A 15,384-nucleotide genomic window follows, 5' to 3' on the forward strand; every position below is an offset into this window, starting at 1 on the left:
AGGCATGAGGGGCGTCGTGTTCGACGGCAAGCAGGCCCGGGTGGTGGACGATCTGGAGGTCCGCGATCCGGGACCGGGGGAGGTCCTTGTCGCGATAGCGGCGGCCGGGCTGTGCCACAGCGACCTGTCGGTGATCGACGGCACGATCCCGTTCCCCCCGCCGGTGGTGCTGGGGCACGAGGGGGCCGGGGTCGTCGAGGCGGTGGGGGCGGGGGTGACGCACGTGGTGCCCGGGGATCACGTGTCGCTGTCGACGCTCGCCAACTGCGGGGCCTGCGCCGACTGCGACCGGGGCCGGCCGACCATGTGCCGCAAGGCCATCGGGAGGCCGGGGCAGCCGTTCTCGCGCGGCGGGAAGCCGCTGTTCCAGTTCGCCTCGAACTCCGCCTTCGCCGAGCGTACGGTCGTCAAGGCCGTGCAGGCGGTGAAGCTCCCCGACGACATCCCGATGGCGTCAGCGGCACTGATCGGCTGCGGCGTGCTGACGGGCGTCGGTGCGGTGCTGAACCGGGCCCGCGTCGACCGGGGCGAGTCGGTGGTCGTCATCGGCGCGGGCGGGATCGGGCTCAACGTGCTGCAAGGGGCCCGGATCGCGGGGGCGACGACCATCGTGGCGGTGGACGCGAACCCGGCCAAGGAGGCGGTGGCCCGGCAGTTCGGGGCGACGCACTTCGTGGACGCCTCGGCGGTCGCGGACGCGCCGGCGGCGGTGAAGGAGATCCTCCCGACGGGCACGGACCACGCCTTCGAGTGCGTCGGCAACGTCCGGCTGATCCGCCAGGCGATCGACCTGCTGGACCGGCACGGGCAGGCCGTACTGCTGGGCGTGCCCGGCTTCGAGGAGGAGGCCTCCTTCAAGGTGTCCTCGATGTACCTCGACAAGACCGTGATGGGCTGCCGGTACGGATCCTCCCGGCCGCAGCGGGACATCGCCCTGTACGCGGAGCTGTACCGGAAGGGGCAGCTGCTGCTCGACGAGCTGGTGACCGAGGTCTATCCGGTCGAGGACTTCGCGAAGGCGGTGGACGACGCACAGCACGGGCGGGTGGCGCGGGGGGTGCTCACCTTCTGAACGGAGGCACGGGCTGTACCAATGCCGGGGCCGGCGCGGGTTCGCTCCCGAGCTCCCGCCGCACACGCGGTACGCCCCTCCGGCCGACCGGAGGGGCGTACCGCTGCCGGAACCCACGCCCGGGGGCCGGGGCGGGGCGGGCCGAGGGCGACGCAGGAGGGTGACGCGGGAGGTGACGCAGGGGGCTCAGCCGTCCTCCGCGAGCCGGCCGAAGCGCCCCCGGTGGAACAGCAGCGGACCCTCGTCGCCGACCGCCCCCAAGGCCTCCACCCGGCCGACGACGATCAGGTGGTCGCCGCCGGTGTGCACGGCGTGGATGCGGCAGTCGATCCAGGCGGACACCCCGTCGAGCAGCGGGGATCCGGTCGCGGGGGCGGGGGAGTGGGAGACCCCGGCGAACTTGTCGGCGCCGCTGACGGCGAACCGGCGGCACAGCTCGCCCTGCCCGGCGCCCAGGACGTTGACGCAGAACACGCCCGCGCGGGCGATCCGCGGCCAGCTGGTCGACGTACGGCCCACCATGAAGACGACCAGCGGCGGGTCCAGTGACAGCGAGGCGAACGACTGGCAGGCGAAGCCGGCCGGGCCGTATTCGCCCTCGCCCTCGCCCTCGTCTTCCCCGGGCGGGGCGGTGACGACGGTGACACCGCTGGCGAAATGCCCGAGCACGGTCCGGAACTCGGCGGGGCCGACGGGCGCGCGCTCGTCCTCGCCGACGGCCCTCAGGTCGGGACGGGGCAGAACGGCGGACTCCGGCTCGTACGCGGCGGAGCCGGGGCCGGAACCCGGTGCGCCGACTGACCTGAGGTATCGGACGACGGTGGCCGCCATCCCTGCGTGTCCCATCACACGACGATTGAAACTGACGGTTCGTCAGATGGGAAGGGGTTGGTGGACGGCAGGGTCTCGGCGGTGCTCTTCTGTCCGACCGTGTACATCGGCCCGGGGCGGCGCATGGCGCGGAGGGCGCGGCGCGCCCCCGTGTCCGCCGAACGGGTGAATCGGGGGCGGTGGCGCGCGCTGCTGGGACGGGCGCGCGCGCCGGCTCGGCAAGGTGTCCCCGGACGCCCGGACGGCACCGCCGTGCGCGTACCCGTATCCCGTTCCGTACCCGTACCCGTACCCGCACCGCCGACCCGCCGGAGGAACCGTGCTCGGAACCGACTTCAGCAAGGGCTCACCCAACTGGCTCGACCTCGGCAGCCCCGACACCGCCGCGGCCGCCGCCTTCTACGGCGCTGTCTTCGGCTGGACCCACGCCTCCGCCGGGCCCGACGCGGGTGGGTACGGCTTCCTCCAGCGCGACGGCAAGACCGTCGCCGGGCTGGGGCAGCTGACCGAGGAAGGCGCGAGGTCGGCCTGGATGGTCTATTTCATGACCCCGGACATCCGGTCCACCGTCGAGGCGGTCAAGGACGGCGGCGGGACGATCCGCATGGAGCCGGAGGACGCCATGGCGGAGGGCTGGCTCGCGCAGGCCACGGACCCGCAGGGTGCGGAGTTCGCGCTGTGGCAGCCCGGGAAGACGGCCGGGTTCGAGGTGGCGTCCGCCGAGAACACCCTGCTGTGGGCCGAGCTCCACGTGCCGGACCCCGCCGCGGCCTTCACCTTCTACCGCGGGCTCTTCGGCTGGCGCGGCGAGGAGATGCAGGCGCCCGGGATGACGTACCAGGTGCTCAGCGTCCAGGAGGGCGACCAGAAGGAGGCCTCGTTCGGCGGGATCGCCCCGATGGGCGACGCGGCGGGCGGCGAGAGCGGCGGGGAGCGGCCGCGCTGGGTGCCGTACTTCAACGTGGCGGACGCCGACGCGACCGAGGCCGCCGCGGTGAACGCGGGCGGCACGGTGCTGATGCCCTCGACGGACGTGCCGGACGTCGGCCGGATCGCGTGGCTGGCGGACCCCTTCGGCGCGGTGTTCGCCCTGCTGAAGCCCAACCCGCAGATGTAGCCGCCGGCGGGCCCGGCGGGCGGGTCAGCGGCCCAGGTACTTCGGGGTGCGGCGCTCCACGAAGCTCGCCACGCCCTCCACCGCGTCGGCCGTCGTCATGTTGATCTCCTGCGCGGTGGCCTCCGCGGCCAGGGCCGCCGCCCGGTCACCGTCCAGGGAGGCGTTGACCAGTTGCTTGGCCAGGGCGATGGCCCGGGTCGGACCCTGGGCGAGCCGTTCGGCCCACTCCCGCGCGCGGGCCTCCAGCTCCCCGTCGGGGACGACCCGGTTGACGAGCCCGAGCCGCTGGGCGTCGGCCGCCGGGACGGCATCCCCGAAGAAGATCAGCTCCTTGGCGCGCTGCGGGCCGACCAGCCGGGGGAGCAGGTAGGCGCCGCCACCGTCGGGGACGAGGCCGCGGCGGACGAACACCTCGATGAAACGGGCCGACTCGGCCGCCAGGACCAGGTCGCAGGCGAGCGCGAGGTGCGCGCCGATGCCGGCCGCGGTGCCGTTGACGGCGGCGACGACCGGTTTCTCGCAGTCGAGCACGGCAGTGATCAGGCGCTGCGCCCCGAGCCGGATCATCCGGGCCACGTCGCCGGCGACGCGCTCGCCGCCGGCTGGGGGTGCGCCGCCGGCCGCCGGCGCGCTGCCGGTTGCGGGTGCGCTGCCGGTTGCGGGTGCGCCGCGCAGGTCGGCGCCCGCGCAGAAGCCGCGGCCGGTGGCGGTGATGACGACGGCCCGGACGGCGGGGTCGGCGGAGGCCTCGGCGAGCAGCGCGATGACGCGTTCGCGCTGCTCCCAGGTCACGGCGTTCATGGCCTCGGGGCGGTTGAGGGTGATCCACGAGACCCCGTTGTCAGTGCGGTGCAGTACCAATGTGTCGAGGGGTCGTGTTGCCGCTGCGGGTTCGACTTGGGGGGAGTCGGTCATGGGGGAGTTGCTCCGATTCGGGGTGCGGACGGAACGGGTTGCGCGGGCTGTGTGTGCCGTACGGGCTGTGTGTGCCGTGCGGGCTGGATGCGCCGTGCGGGCTGGACATGCGGTCGGGGCTGTACGTGGCCTACGCGGACTGCCTGCTGCCGTACGGCTCTTACGGGGGATCTCAGCCCGGCCACCGGACCCGCCACCGGACCCGCCACCGGCGCGGCAGCCTGGCCGCGTCCCGGCCGCCGGGGCCGCGCTGTTGCCGCTGCCCGCGGTGTCAGCGGCAGATGGCCAGCGCGTCCAGCGCCACCGCTCCCTGCCCGCGAGGGAGCACCATCAGCGGGTTGATGTCGAGCTCCGACAGGACACCGCCCAGCTCCAGCGCCATCCGCTGCACCCGCAGCACGACCTCGACCAGCGCGTCGGCATCGGCCGGGGGCGCCCCCCGGACCCCGTCCAGCAGGGCCCGGCCGCGCAGTTCGGTCAGCATCGCCCGGGCCTGGTCCTCGCCGAACGGCGGCACCCGTACCGCCGCGTCGTGCAGCACCTCGACCAGGACCCCGCCCAGCCCCACCGTCACGGTCGGGCCGAAGAGCGCGTCCTGCGTGACGCCGACGAACATCTCGACCCCGCGCCGCACCATCTGGCAGACGAGGATCCCGTCCAGCGGGATGTTCTCGTACCGTGCGATGTCCGTGAGCTCCCGGTACGCGTCCCGGATCTGGCTCGCCGAGGTCAGCCCGACCTTCACCAGCCCGAGCTCCGTCTTGTGCGCGAGCTGCGGGCCCGAGGCCTTCATCACCACCGGGTAGCCGACCAGGCCCGCCGCGCGGACCGCGGCCGCCGCGCTGGTGACGAGCTGCTCGCGCGGCACCCGGATCCCGTACGCCCGCAGCAGCTGCTTCGCCGCGTGCTCGCTGAGCTGCTGGCCCGGGCGCATCAGCGCCTGCGCCTTGCGGTACGAGGGGGACGGGGTCCGCGGGGCGTCGGCGAAGGGGGACCGGTAGCCGGTGGTGAAGCGGTGGTGGTCGAGGTAGGCACGCACGGCGGTGATGCAGTTGCCGAAGGTGCGGAAGGTGGCCACGCGGGAGGAGCCGAGCAGGGTGGTGCGGTAGGCGTCCTCGGTGCCGACGGGCGAGCCCCAGACCACGCAGATCAGCTTGTCGGTCTCCTCGGCGGCGTCCACCAGGTCCTGGGCGAGCCGGTCGCTCATCGGCGGGAAGGGGCCGGTGATCGGACAGATCAGCACGCCCACGGACGGGTCGGCGAGCATCGCGTCGATGATCTTCCGGCCGCGCCAGTCACCGACCGGGTGTCCGCCGTTGTCGATGGGGTTGGCGACGTTCAGATAGTCCGGGATCCACTGGTGCAGCTCGTCCTGTTTGGCCTGCGAGAGCGTGGGCAGGTGGAGGCCGGCCTCGCTGGCGAGGTCGGCGAAGTGGGCTCCCGTGCCACCGGAGATGGAGTAGACGACCACTCCGTCGGTCAGGGGCCGCCGGGCCCGGGCGAGCAGCGCGGCGGTGTCCTGGAGCTCGTCCAGGGCGTCGACGCGGATGACGCCGAACTGGCGCATCGCGGCGTCGACGACGGCATCGGCGCCGGTGAGCTTGCCGGTGTGGGAGGCGGCGGTCCGGGCGCCGGTCTCCGTGCGGCCGACCTTGACGGCGACGACCGGGACCCCGTTGCGGGCGGCCCGGTCTGCGGCCAGGAGGAACGACCGGCCGTCCTTGAGGCCCTCCACATAGCAGGCGATCGCGCCGACCTCGGGCTGCTCGGCGAAGTAGGAGATGAAGTCGGCGGTTTCGAGGTCCGCCTCGTTGCCCGTGGGAGCCCAGTGGGAGAGCCGTATGCCCAGATCCTGGAGGGTGTACACGGGCCGGCCCTGGTGGCCGGACTGGGTGATCAGCGCGATGGCCGGGCCCTGGAGGTCGTCCCGGAACTCCTGGAAGGCGTTGAGGTTGGTGTTGGGGCCGAGGAGGCGAAGGCCCGATCGCCGGACCGCGGCGGCGAGCCGCGCCTGGGCGGCGGCGCCGGACGCGCCGGTCTCGGCGAAGCCGGAGGCGAACGCGACGGCGAACTTCACCTTGGCCTCGGCCAGCTCCTCGATCACCGGGACGGGGTCGCCGACGAGCAGCACCGCGAGGTCCACCTGTTCGGGCAGCGCGGCCACGGAGGCGTGGCAGGGCAGCCCGAAGACGGTGGTGCGGGTCGGGTGCACGGGATGGATCCGGGCGCCGACGCGCTCCGCCCAGACGATGAGCTGCCGGGTGATGCCGGTGTTGGGCCTGCCCTCGGCGTCGGAGGCACCGATGACGGCGACGGACACGGGCCGGAAGAACCGGTCCAGGTCCGGCACCTCGGCGTCCAGGGGCCGTCCGCTCACGTCCAGGGCGATGGCGTCCTCGGCGGAGGCCGGTGCGGTGGAGTGCACGGCCTCCCGGGGGGTTTCCCCGCAGGCCTCGACACGCGCACGGAAGTCGGTGGTCAGGGTGCCGTGAGTAGATCCAAGCATCGCTTCGCCCGCTCCCTGCTCGATGGACGATCAGCCTCAATGGCGATTACTGACTTGCAGTCAGATTCTCGGCCAGACCCAGACTACTGAACTGACAAGTCGTCAGGAACACTGCGGCGCAGGAAAGGTGGTGGAGGAGATGTGTGGAAGGGAACGGTGACAGATGCGGGAGGCGCGGGTCCAGGGGTGGATTCGGACGAGGTTGGGGCGGGGGTGTTGGGGTGCTGGGGTACCGGGGGCTGGGGTGCTGGGACGCCGGGGTGGCGAGGTGTTGGGGTGTTGGGGTGGCCGGGTTTCAGGGTTTCAGGGTTTCCGGGTGTCGGGGAGGGCTCAGGCGAGGGGGTCGACGGGGCGCAGGCCGGTGTCCGGCAGGGCCTCGTCCCGCTCCAGGGCTCCGGGCCGGACGCCGAGGCGGCGGGCCACCACCTTGGCGATCTTCTCGGCGTCCCGTGCCATCTCGCGGAACATCCCGCTGATGGGGTTGCCGAAGCCGGTGAAGTGCAGGCCGGGTGTGTGCGGCAGGGTGCGCGCACCGTGCGCGCGGGGCCGGCCGCGCTCGTCGAGTACGTCCAGGTGCCCGACCAGGCCCTCCAGGGCGCGCCGGTAGCCGGTGGCGGCGATTACCACGTCCGGGGTGATCCGCGAGCCGTCGGCGAGCACCACTTCCGCCGCGTCGAAGGAGTCCACCGCGGCGACGGGCTCGACCCGGCCGGCGCGGACCGCGTCGATCAGACCGACGTCCTGTACGGGGATCGCCCCCTGCTTGACCCGGCTGTACAGGCCGGTGGCGGGGCGGGGCAGCCCGTGTGCCGACAGGTCCGGGACGGACGCTTTGGCGATGAGCGCGCCCAGCCGGTCCACGAGGGGTACGGGCAGTCGTCGCACCAGGATCCCGCTGCGCTGGGCGGGCCAGCCGGCAGTGGAGCGGTGCACGATGTGCGGTGCGGTCCGCACGGCGAGCCGCACCCGCGCGGCACCGCCCTCGGCGAGGTCGACGGCTATCTCGGCGCCGGTGTTGCCGACGCCGACCACGAGGACGTCCAGGCCGGTGTACGGCTCCGGGTTCCGGTAGTCGCGGGCGTGCAGCAGCTGCCCGCCGTACGTGTCGCGGCCCGGCCAGTCGGGGACCACGGGCGTGTGGTTGAACCCGGTGGCCACGACCACGGCCCGGCCGGTGAGCACGCGCCCGCCGGTCGCGTGCAGGAGCCACGCGTCGGAGTCGGGGCTGCCGGCCTTGGTGGTGCGGGTGCGCTCGGTCTGGTGCTTTGCGTCGGTGCTGGTGTCGGTTTCGGTTTCGTTGTCTTTGGTGCTGTCGGTGTGCGGGGCGCGCTCGATGCGGGTCACCTCGACACCGGTGACGAGCTCCAGCTCGTGGAACTCTGCGTACTTCTCCAGGTAGCGCACCACGTTGTCGCGGGACACCCAGCGGCCGAACCGGCGGGGTATGGCCAGGCCGGGCAGGGCGGAGAGCCGGCGGGTGGTGTGCAGGTGGAGGCGGTCGTAGTGGCCGCGCCAGGAGGATCCGACCGTGTCGGTCTTCTCCACGACCACCGCGCGGATTCCGCGGGCGCGCAGCGCGGCGGCCGCGGCGAGACCGCCGGGCCCGGCGCCTATCACGTACACGGGGCGGGGGTCGGTGGTCAGGTCTGGGGTGGTGGGGACTCCGGGCATGAGGAGTGAGCGTATCGACACACAGTGTTGTTGGGGATCTCGGGGAAGGAGGGAATCGATTGCGGATCGGTCACGGTGGGTGTGGAGCGTTGATCCGTCGGAGGGGGTGGGCGGGTAGAGGGCCTTGCGGGATCGACCCGGATCCGCTCAACTGACGTACCGTCAGATTGGCTGGAGAGGGAAGGCGGCGACTGCCGATGCAGACCGTCTGGCTCAGTGGGGCCGAGTGGCTCGCCGTGCTCCGGATAGGCCTCGGCCTGTGGTGGCTGGAGAGCTGGCGGCACAAGGACAAGAAGGGCTGGTTCGAGCGCGGTACGGGCATCGCCTGGGCCGCCGACGTCGCGGGCAAACACCGCTGGCCCTTCGTGAAGCACGGCTTCGAGAAGGTCGTCCAGCCCAGGCCGCGGCTGATGGCGTACGTCGTCGTCTACGCGGAACTCGCACTCGGCCTGGGCCTGGTGCTCGGATTCCTCACGCCGGTCGCGCTGGTGGGCGGGCTGCTGCTGAACCTGCTCTACCTGCTGCTGATGATCCACGACTGGGCGGAGCAGGGGCAGAACGCGATGATGATGCTCACATCCCTCGTCGCGCTCCTGGCCATGGGCTGGCAGGCCTGGTCCCTCGACTCGGCGCTGGGACTGTTCCTGTGAGCGCGGGTGCGGGTGTCGGCGGGGGTGCGGGTGCGGGGGTGAGTGGTGGGGTGCGGTACGACCTGCCGGACGTGGACGAGTTCACCCGCCCCTACTGGGAGGCGGCCGCCGAGGGGCGGCTCCTGCTGCGCCGCTGCGCGCAGTGCGGGCGGGCGCACCACTACCCGCGGGAGTTCTGCCCGTTCTGCTGGGCGGGGGAGGAACAGGTCGGCTGGGAGCGGGCCGGCGGACACGCCGCCCTCTACACCTGGTCCGTGGTGTACCGCAACGACCTGCCGCCGTTCGGGCAGCGGGTCCCGTACACGGCCGCGGTCGTCGACCTGGCCGAGGGGCCGCGGATGATGACGGAGGTCGTCGACTGCGACCCGGCGGACCTTCGGGTGGGGATGCCGCTGGAGGTGGCGTTCCGCGAGGCGGCGGAAGGCGTGTGGGTGCCGGTGTTCCGCCCACGGTGACCCGCCCGCCGGAGGTGGGCGAGCAGGTCAGGGCCAGAGCAGCTCACGGACCCACGCGGAGGCGTCAGGCGTGCGGCGGTAGCGCAGTCGGACGTGCCGGCGGGCGGCGTCGCCCTGGAAGAACTCGACCTCGCAGGGGGCGAGGACGTACCGCGTCCAGGTCGGGGCGGGGGCGTCCGGCTCCGTACCGGCCCGCTCCCAGGCGGCGGCCGAGGCTTCCGCCAGCTCCGGTACGGAACCGAGCACCTCGCTCTGCCGGCCGGTGAGCGCCGCGGCGAGCGCGCCCCGCGACCGGACCGCCAGGTCCGCCCGGCTCTCCTGCGGGCCGCACGCGGTGACCCGCCCCCGGATCCGGACCTGGCGGCCGACCGAGGCCCAGTAGAACACCAGCGCCGCATCCGGCTGCCCGGCCAGCTGGCGGCCCTTGGCGCTGGTGGCGTGCGAGGCGAAGTGCCAGCCGCGCGAGTCGGCGTCGTGCAGCATCAGGATCCGGACGTCGGGCCGTCCCTCCGCGTCCACGGTGGCCAGACTCATCGTGTGCGGCTCGATCTGCCCCGCCCGGGCCGCGTGCACGAACCACTCCCGGAACAGCGGCACCGGCGCGTCGGGCGCGACTTCGGGGTCGAAGGCGGGGAGCTGGGTGTCCCACACGCGGAGCGAGTGCAGGGTGCTGTGGAACTCGTCGTCGTGGGTCTCACCGTGCATGGGGCCAGGGTAGGGGGCGGGGCGGGGTGGTGCCGGGTGGGGTCGGGTCGGGTGGTGCGGGTGGTGGGGGCGGGCTGGCCGGGAGGGGGCCCGTACCAGGTGGACCGGGGCGACCGTCCCCCCGCCCCCTCACCCCCTGCCCAGGATCACCGTCCCCGACGAGCAGAACCAGCCTCCCGTGCCCGAGGCCACGGCCACCTCCGGGAGGGTGCCGTCGCGGCGGGTGACCTGGCCCGGGCCGCGTTCGCCGCGGAGCTGGCGGACCGCCTCGACCAGCAGGAACAGGCCGCGCATGCCGGGGTGGCAGGCCGAGAGGCCGCCGCCGTCGGTGTTGACCGGCAGCTCGCCGTCCCGCAGCAGGCGGCCCTTTTCCACGAAGGCTCCGCCTTCCCCCTTCGCGCAGAATCCGAGGTCCTCCAGGGTCACCAGGGTCATGTACGTGAAGGCGTCGTACAGCTCGGCGAGGTCCACGTCCGCCGGGGTGAGCCCTGCCCGCCGGAAGGCCAGGCGGCCCGAGACGGCGGCCGGGGACACCGTGAAGTCGTCCCATTCCGACATGGTGGTGTGGGACACGGCGGTGCCCGTTCCCAGGATCCAGACCGGCTTCTTGGCGGTGTCCGGTACGCAGTCCTCGGCGGCCAGCAGCACGGCGCAGCCGCCGTCGGAGCGGATGCAGCAGTGCAGCTTCGTGAAGGGGTCGGCGATCATCTCGCCGGACAGCACCTCGTCGGCGGTGATCGGGTCGCGGAACATCGCGTCCGGGTTGGTGGCCGCGTTCGCGCGGGCCTGTACGGCGACGGAGGCGAGCTGTTCCAGAGCGGTCCCGTACTGGTGCATGTGGCGGCGGGCGGCCATCGCGTACTTGGCGACGAGCGTGTGCCCGTACGGGACCTCGAACTGCAGCGGCCCGCGCGCGCCGAAGGAGAGGTTCGAGGTGCGGCGCCGGGCCTTGATGTCCGCCCGGGCGGTGGATCCGTAGACCAGGAGGACGGCGCGGGCGTGGCCGGCGGCGATGGCGTCGGCCGCGTGCGCGGCCATGACCTCCCAGGTCGAGCCGCCGACCGAAGTGGAGTCGACCCAGGAGGGGCGCAGGCCCAGGTACTCGGCCACCTCGACCGGGGCGAGCGTGCCGAGGCCGGCCGAGGCGAAGCCGTCGATGACGGAGCGGTCCAGGCCGGAGTCGGCCAGGGCGCGCCGGGCGGCCTGCGCGTGCAGGGCGTACGGGGTGGGGCCATCGACGCGGCCGCAGTCCGAGAGGGCGACGCCGACGACCGCGACCCTGCGGCGCGGCGCGGCGGAGGAGGGGGCGGGTCCCGACAGAGGTCCAGGCATGGGGAGACCGTACAGCTGACTGTTCGTCAGTTTCTAGGGTCACCCGTCACGGTCGTTGCCCGTCGCTCGCGGCGTTGCGCCTCTGGGCATCTGTGGGTAACGGGCCTAATATGACGCGCCGTCAGATACGGGGAGGAGCCCGATGATGGATGCCGCCTTCACCGCGGAGCAGGACGGCATGCGCCGCACCCTGCGCGAGATCCTGGCCAAGCGCTGCGGCCCCGACGAGGTCAAGGCCGCCGTCCGCACCCCCGACGGGTACGACCGGGAGCTGTGGGGGCAGCTGGCGCGACAGGTCGGCCTGCCCGGCATCGCGGTGGCCGAGGAGTACGGGGGTGTGGGCTGCGCCCCCGGTGACCTGGCACTGGCCTGCGAGGAGACCGGGCGGGCGCTGCTGCCCTCGCCGCTGTTCGCCACCGCCGCGCTGGCCGCGCCGCTGGTCACCGCCCTCGGTAGTGCAGCCCAGCGCTCCGCGCTGTTGCCCCGGCTCGCCTCCGGCGGGCTCACCGCCGCGCTGGCGGTCCCCGGCCCGGCCCTGTCCACGGCCCTCGGGCTGACCGCCGACAACACCCCGGGCGACTGGGCCGGCGGGGGTCGGGCCGGCGGGGTGCAGGCCCGGCGGGGCGAGCGGGGCGGCTGGCGGCTGTACGGGGAGGCCGTGCAGGTGCTCGACGGGCACAGCGCGGACCTGTTGCTGGTCCCCGCGCACGCGGGTGGGTTCGCCCGGAGCCGGACCCTGCTGTTCCTCGTCCGGGGGGACGCGCCCGGGCTCGTTCGGTCGCGGCAGACCGCCCTGGACGAGACGCGGCCGCAGGCTTGCGTCCAACTGCGTGACGTCGACGCCGAGTTGCTGGGTCGCTCCGGCGGTTCCGGCGACGCGGGCGCCGACGGTTCCGGCGGTCGCGTCCTGCGCGCGCTCGCCGCCACCGGGCGCACCGCCGCCGCCGTCCTCGCCGCCGAGGCGGCCGGGGCCGCCGGTCAGGCGCTGGACCGGACGGTGGAGTACGTGCGCACCCGGGAGCAGTTCGGCCGGGCCATCGGCTCGTTCCAGGCGGTCAAGCACCGGCTCGCCGACCTGTACGTACAGGTCCAGGCGGCCCGCTCGGCCGCGTACTACGCCGCATGGGACCCGGGGCAGGGCGGCCTCGCCCTCGCCCAGGCGCTGGAGGCCCTGCGGCTCACGGCGGGCGAGGCGATCCAGCTGCACGGCGGCATCGGCTTCACCTGGGAGCACGACGCCCACCTGTACTTCAAGCGGGCAGCGGCCGACGAGCTGCTCTTCGGCCCGGCCCACCGGCTGCGGGCACGCGCGGCCCACCAGGCAGGCCTGTTCGGCGCCGGGGCACCGGCGTCCGCGTCCGCGCACGCGCCCGTCCCCGCGCACCCCCTCCACCCCAGCGAGAAGGCGGCCGTCTGATGGCTCTCGGCGTCAAGATCGTCCAGAAGGTCTCGTCGACCGTGCTGTTCGCCCGCGTCGCACCGCACGTCATCCCCGCCCTCGACAGGGCCGTGCACCGCCTCACCCGCGGCAGGGTCATTCCCAGCGCCCGCATGCTCCCCGGGTTGATCCTCACCGCCAAGGGTGCGAGGACCGGGCAGCCGCGCAGCACGCCGCTCGCCTGCATGCCGGAGGAGTCCGGCGCCGGGTGGATCCTGATCGGCTCCAACTTCGGCCGCCCCGGACACCCGGCGTGGACCGCGAACCTGCTCAAGCACCCCGATGCGCAAGTGAGTTGGAAGGGGCAGGACATCGCCGTACGGGCACGGCTGCTGCAGGGCGCGGAGCGCGCCGCGGCGTGGCGGGCCGTGCTGGGGTTCTGGCCGCCGTACGCGACGTACCAGGCGCGCATCGAGCGCGAGATCCGGTTGTTCCGCCTGGAGCGTCGTTGATCGCGGCGGACCCCCGTCGCAGCGGATCCGGTCGCGACTGACGACGCCCGCGACTGACGACGCCCGCGACCTTCTGCGACGACGGCTTCCGTGACGGTGGATTCCGGCAACGGCGGACCCCGCGGCGGCAGCGGTCCGGAGGTGCGCCGTTACCTGGTCGGCTTCTTGCCGGTCATGCCCAGATGGACGAGCAGCGCCAGGTTCGGCTTGAGCTCGGCCTGCTTGACGCCCCAGGTCTGGAAGCCCTTCTGGTGCGAGGCGACCGCGGCCAGCATCGCGACCAGCGAGCCCGCCATCGCCGCCGGGCTGAGTTCCTTGTCGACCTTGCCCTTGGCCTGGAGCTCCTTGATCGACTCCGTAAGGGAGTTGGTGACGGAGTTCAGGATCTTCATGCGGATCTTGTAGAAGCGCTTGTCGCCCTCGGCCGCGCCGAGGTCGACGACGCGCAGGATCGCGTCGTTGCGCCGCCAGAAGTCCAAGAAGCCCTCGACGAGCTCCTCGGCCGCCTGCCAGCCGGCCTTGCCGACCCAGCTGCGCCCCTCGACGAGCGAGGTCAACTGCGCGCCCTCGGTGGCCATTTGCTCGGCGATCTCCAGGACGGCGCCCTCCACGTCCGGGAAGTACTGGTAGAAGGTCGCGGGGGAGGTTCCGGCCTTGCGGGCGACGTCGATGACCTTGACGTCGCGGTACGGCGAGGAGCTGAGCATCTCGCCGAGGCAGTCGAGCAGCTTCTGCCGCGTCGCCTGACCGCGTCGGCCGGCAACGCGGCCGTCGACGGTGCGTACTTGTCCTGTCATGCCGTCAGCTTACCGAGGGGTGATCGGGGCGCGATTCGGCCGCCTGCAAATGGGGTTACGTGATACCTGGCCTGGCCAATGGGCGCTCCCGAGGGGTCCGGCGGGCGGTTTCCGGCCGGATTCCTGCCGTGGGCCCGGTCCGGTCCGGCCGCCCGAGGGGGTGGTCGCTTTCTTCCAGTATCCCCCAATTAGTCTTATCAACAGGCTGTGGACAAGTCTTCGGGCGGATCATGGCCGAAGGGCATCGCTGGGAGCTGCGCGGGAGCGTACGGAGGGTACACACCCCCGCACAACGGAAGGAAACGGGCCATGGCCGCATTCGCGGAAGGCACACCCTGCTGGGTGGACGCCTCGCTTCCGGACGTCGAGGCGGGCAAGCGCTTCTACGGCGAGCTCTTCGGGTGGACCTTCAGCGAGGGCGCCGGCGCCCAGTACGGCGGCTACACCCAGGCCTACAGCCGCGGCCGCAACGTCGCCGGCCTCGCCCCGAAGCCCGACGGCCGCATGCCCACCGTCTGGGGGATCTACCTCTACACCCGCGACGCCTACGCCTGCGCCGCCCGCATCCGCGCCTCCGGCGGCCAGATGGTGATGGACCCGCAGCCCGTCGGCCCGTACGGCACCGCGGCCCTGGCCGCCGACCCCGGCGGGGCCGTCTTCGGCTTGTGGCAGCCCGGCACCCACCACGGCTTCGAGGCCCAGCAGGAGCCGTACACCTACTGCTGGGCGGAGCTCTACACCCGGGCCCGCGACGCCGTCGACGTCTTCTACGCCAACGTCTTCGGCTTCGTCCCCGAGGACCAGGACGACGACGGCTCCGGCGTCGAGTACCGGCTGTGGTCCCCGCCCGGCAGCGCGCCCGGGGCCGAGACGGCCATCCTGGGGCGCAGCCTGATCACCGACGCCTTCCCGGAGATCATGCCGGCGCACTTCCTCGCGTACTTCGCCGTCCCTGACTGCGACCGGTCCGTCGGGATCGTCAAGCGGCTCGGTGGCCGTGTCACCGCCGATCCGTTCGACACGCCGTACGGGCGGATCGCCGTCGTCGCGGACAACCAGGGTGCGGTCTTCGCCCTCCTCTCGGAATCCGCCGAGCAGCCCGCCGCCCCGCCCGGGCCGGCCTGAGCCCGCCTGGGACCGGCCCGAGCCCGCCCGGGCCGGCCCCGAGCCCGCCCGGGACCGGCCCGAGCCCGCCCGGGACCGGCCCGAGCCCGCCCGGGACCGGCCCGAGCCCGCCGTGGACCGGCCAGAAGCCGCCGGAGATCGCGTCTGATGCGGGCCGGAAACGGCCTCCCCGGCCCTTTCTGGGCGACGCGTGCGCACCCGGCCCCGACTGTGACGACACGCCCTGCGCGCGGGCCTGACAGAATCGGGGTTGCGCGATTCCGGGCGGCGCCCGGAATGCAACGCTGCACGGAGGCCGACCACCGTGATGGCGCGCGT

At 73.4% G+C, this 15,384-nt stretch carries 14 protein-coding genes; 7 read left to right on the forward strand and 7 right to left on the reverse strand.

Annotation, left to right across the window (positions count from 1 at the left end):
• Nucleotides 1-4: 4 nt before the first annotated feature.
• Nucleotides 5-1,072, forward strand: coding sequence for a Zn-dependent alcohol dehydrogenase (locus ACFVGY_RS26265; protein ID WP_385681369.1), 1,068 nt, complete (start codon nt 5-7; stop codon nt 1,070-1,072).
• Between the two features lie 186 nt (nt 1,073-1,258).
• Here ACFVGY_RS26265 and ACFVGY_RS26270 read toward each other — a convergent pair whose 3' ends face one another.
• On the reverse strand, nt 1,259-1,918 hold the full coding sequence (locus ACFVGY_RS26270; RefSeq protein WP_385681370.1) for a flavin reductase family protein: 660 nt from the start codon (nt 1,916-1,918) through the stop codon (nt 1,259-1,261).
• Nucleotides 1,919-2,222: 304 nt separating this feature from the next.
• Here ACFVGY_RS26270 and ACFVGY_RS26275 point away from each other — a divergent pair, with 304 nt between their 5' ends.
• Nucleotides 2,223-3,020 (forward strand): VOC family protein, encoded by a 798-nt coding sequence (locus ACFVGY_RS26275; protein ID WP_385681371.1) that lies wholly within the window; start codon nt 2,223-2,225, stop codon nt 3,018-3,020.
• Between the two features lie 24 nt (nt 3,021-3,044).
• Here the strand turns inward: ACFVGY_RS26275 and ACFVGY_RS26280 are convergent, their stop codons facing one another.
• The 3 genes from ACFVGY_RS26280 to ACFVGY_RS26290 all read right to left on the reverse strand — a co-directional run bounded on the left by ACFVGY_RS26280 (nt 3,045) and on the right by ACFVGY_RS26290 (nt 8,112).
• On the reverse strand, nt 3,045-3,935 hold the full coding sequence (locus tag ACFVGY_RS26280; RefSeq protein ID WP_385681373.1) for an enoyl-CoA hydratase/isomerase family protein: 891 nt from the start codon (nt 3,933-3,935) through the stop codon (nt 3,045-3,047).
• A gap of 271 nt (nt 3,936-4,206) precedes the next feature.
• A complete protein-coding gene (locus ACFVGY_RS26285) occupies nt 4,207-6,441 on the reverse strand; it encodes an acetate--CoA ligase family protein (protein ID WP_385681375.1) in 2,235 nt (744 codons plus the stop codon).
• A 330-nt stretch (nt 6,442-6,771) separates the two neighbouring features.
• Entirely contained in the window at nt 6,772-8,112 is a 1,341-nt protein-coding gene (locus tag ACFVGY_RS26290; RefSeq protein ID WP_385681377.1) for a flavin-containing monooxygenase, read from the reverse strand.
• 197 nt (nt 8,113-8,309) lie between these two features.
• Here ACFVGY_RS26290 and ACFVGY_RS26295 point away from each other — a divergent pair, with 197 nt between their 5' ends.
• Together ACFVGY_RS26295 and ACFVGY_RS26300 are read left to right on the forward strand one after the other, a co-directional pair.
• The gene (locus ACFVGY_RS26295; protein ID WP_385681379.1) at nt 8,310-8,762 is read left to right on the forward strand and encodes a DoxX family protein; all 453 of its coding nucleotides are present in this window, start codon (nt 8,310-8,312) and stop codon (nt 8,760-8,762) included.
• 38 nt (nt 8,763-8,800) lie between these two features.
• Complete coding sequence (locus ACFVGY_RS26300; RefSeq protein ID WP_385681381.1) at nt 8,801-9,217, forward strand: Zn-ribbon domain-containing OB-fold protein; 417 nt, start codon at nt 8,801-8,803, stop codon at nt 9,215-9,217.
• A 27-nt stretch (nt 9,218-9,244) separates the two neighbouring features.
• Here the strand turns inward: ACFVGY_RS26300 and ACFVGY_RS26305 are convergent, their stop codons facing one another.
• Entirely contained in the window at nt 9,245-9,922 is a 678-nt protein-coding gene (locus tag ACFVGY_RS26305; RefSeq protein WP_385681383.1) for a pyridoxal 5'-phosphate synthase, read from the reverse strand.
• Nucleotides 9,923-10,051: 129 nt separating this feature from the next.
• Complete coding sequence (locus tag ACFVGY_RS26310; RefSeq protein ID WP_385681385.1) at nt 10,052-11,254, reverse strand: acetyl-CoA acetyltransferase; 1,203 nt, start codon at nt 11,252-11,254, stop codon at nt 10,052-10,054.
• Between the two features lie 145 nt (nt 11,255-11,399).
• Here ACFVGY_RS26310 and ACFVGY_RS26315 point away from each other — a divergent pair, with 145 nt between their 5' ends.
• Together ACFVGY_RS26315 and ACFVGY_RS26320 are read left to right on the forward strand one after the other, a co-directional pair.
• On the forward strand, nt 11,400-12,671 hold the full coding sequence (locus ACFVGY_RS26315) for an acyl-CoA dehydrogenase family protein (protein WP_385681448.1): 1,272 nt from the start codon (nt 11,400-11,402) through the stop codon (nt 12,669-12,671).
• Complete coding sequence (locus ACFVGY_RS26320) at nt 12,671-13,144, forward strand: nitroreductase family deazaflavin-dependent oxidoreductase (RefSeq protein WP_385681387.1); 474 nt, start codon at nt 12,671-12,673, stop codon at nt 13,142-13,144. The genes ACFVGY_RS26315 and ACFVGY_RS26320 overlap by 1 nt, the downstream gene beginning before the upstream one ends.
• A gap of 149 nt (nt 13,145-13,293) precedes the next feature.
• On the opposite strand, the gene ACFVGY_RS26325 is transcribed toward ACFVGY_RS26320, so the two are convergent.
• Nucleotides 13,294-13,941 carry a TetR family transcriptional regulator gene (locus ACFVGY_RS26325; RefSeq protein WP_179176458.1) on the reverse strand — a complete coding sequence of 216 codons (648 nt, stop codon included), beginning with the start codon at nt 13,939-13,941 and terminating at the stop codon, nt 13,294-13,296.
• A gap of 309 nt (nt 13,942-14,250) precedes the next feature.
• Between ACFVGY_RS26325 and ACFVGY_RS26330 the strand changes: the two genes are divergently transcribed.
• Nucleotides 14,251-15,066, forward strand: a complete 816-nt coding sequence (locus ACFVGY_RS26330; protein ID WP_385681390.1) for a VOC family protein — start codon at nt 14,251-14,253, stop codon at nt 15,064-15,066.
• Nucleotides 15,067-15,384: the final 318 nt, after the last annotated feature.

The organism is Streptomyces sp. NPDC127106 (assembly GCF_042677605.1).
In the GTDB taxonomy this organism is placed as follows: Bacteria; Actinomycetota; Actinomycetes; order Streptomycetales; family Streptomycetaceae; genus Streptomyces.

Bases quoted from the DNA above. Each gene is read 5' to 3' on its own strand.
- ACFVGY_RS26310 (WP_385681385.1), bottom strand. From the start codon at position 11,254: ATGCCTGGACCTCTGTCGGGACCCGCCCCCTCCTCCGCCGCGCCGCGC.
- ACFVGY_RS26320 (WP_385681387.1), top strand. From the start codon at position 12,671: ATGGCTCTCGGCGTCAAGATCGTCCAGAAGGTCTCGTCGACCGTGCTG.
- ACFVGY_RS26285 (WP_385681375.1), bottom strand. From the start codon at position 6,441: ATGCTTGGATCTACTCACGGCACCCTGACCACCGACTTCCGTGCGCGT.
- ACFVGY_RS26315 (WP_385681448.1), top strand. From the start codon at position 11,400: ATGGATGCCGCCTTCACCGCGGAGCAGGACGGCATGCGCCGCACCCTG.
- ACFVGY_RS26305 (WP_385681383.1), bottom strand. From the start codon at position 9,922: ATGCACGGTGAGACCCACGACGACGAGTTCCACAGCACCCTGCACTCG.
- ACFVGY_RS26325 (WP_179176458.1), bottom strand. From the start codon at position 13,941: ATGACAGGACAAGTACGCACCGTCGACGGCCGCGTTGCCGGCCGACGC.
- ACFVGY_RS26330 (WP_385681390.1), top strand. From the start codon at position 14,251: ATGGCCGCATTCGCGGAAGGCACACCCTGCTGGGTGGACGCCTCGCTT.
- ACFVGY_RS26290 (WP_385681377.1), bottom strand. From the start codon at position 8,112: ATGCCCGGAGTCCCCACCACCCCAGACCTGACCACCGACCCCCGCCCC.
- ACFVGY_RS26295 (WP_385681379.1), top strand. From the start codon at position 8,310: ATGCAGACCGTCTGGCTCAGTGGGGCCGAGTGGCTCGCCGTGCTCCGG.
- ACFVGY_RS26280 (WP_385681373.1), bottom strand. From the start codon at position 3,935: ATGACCGACTCCCCCCAAGTCGAACCCGCAGCGGCAACACGACCCCTC.
- ACFVGY_RS26265 (WP_385681369.1), top strand. From the start codon at position 5: ATGAGGGGCGTCGTGTTCGACGGCAAGCAGGCCCGGGTGGTGGACGAT.
- ACFVGY_RS26270 (WP_385681370.1), bottom strand. From the start codon at position 1,918: ATGGGACACGCAGGGATGGCGGCCACCGTCGTCCGATACCTCAGGTCA.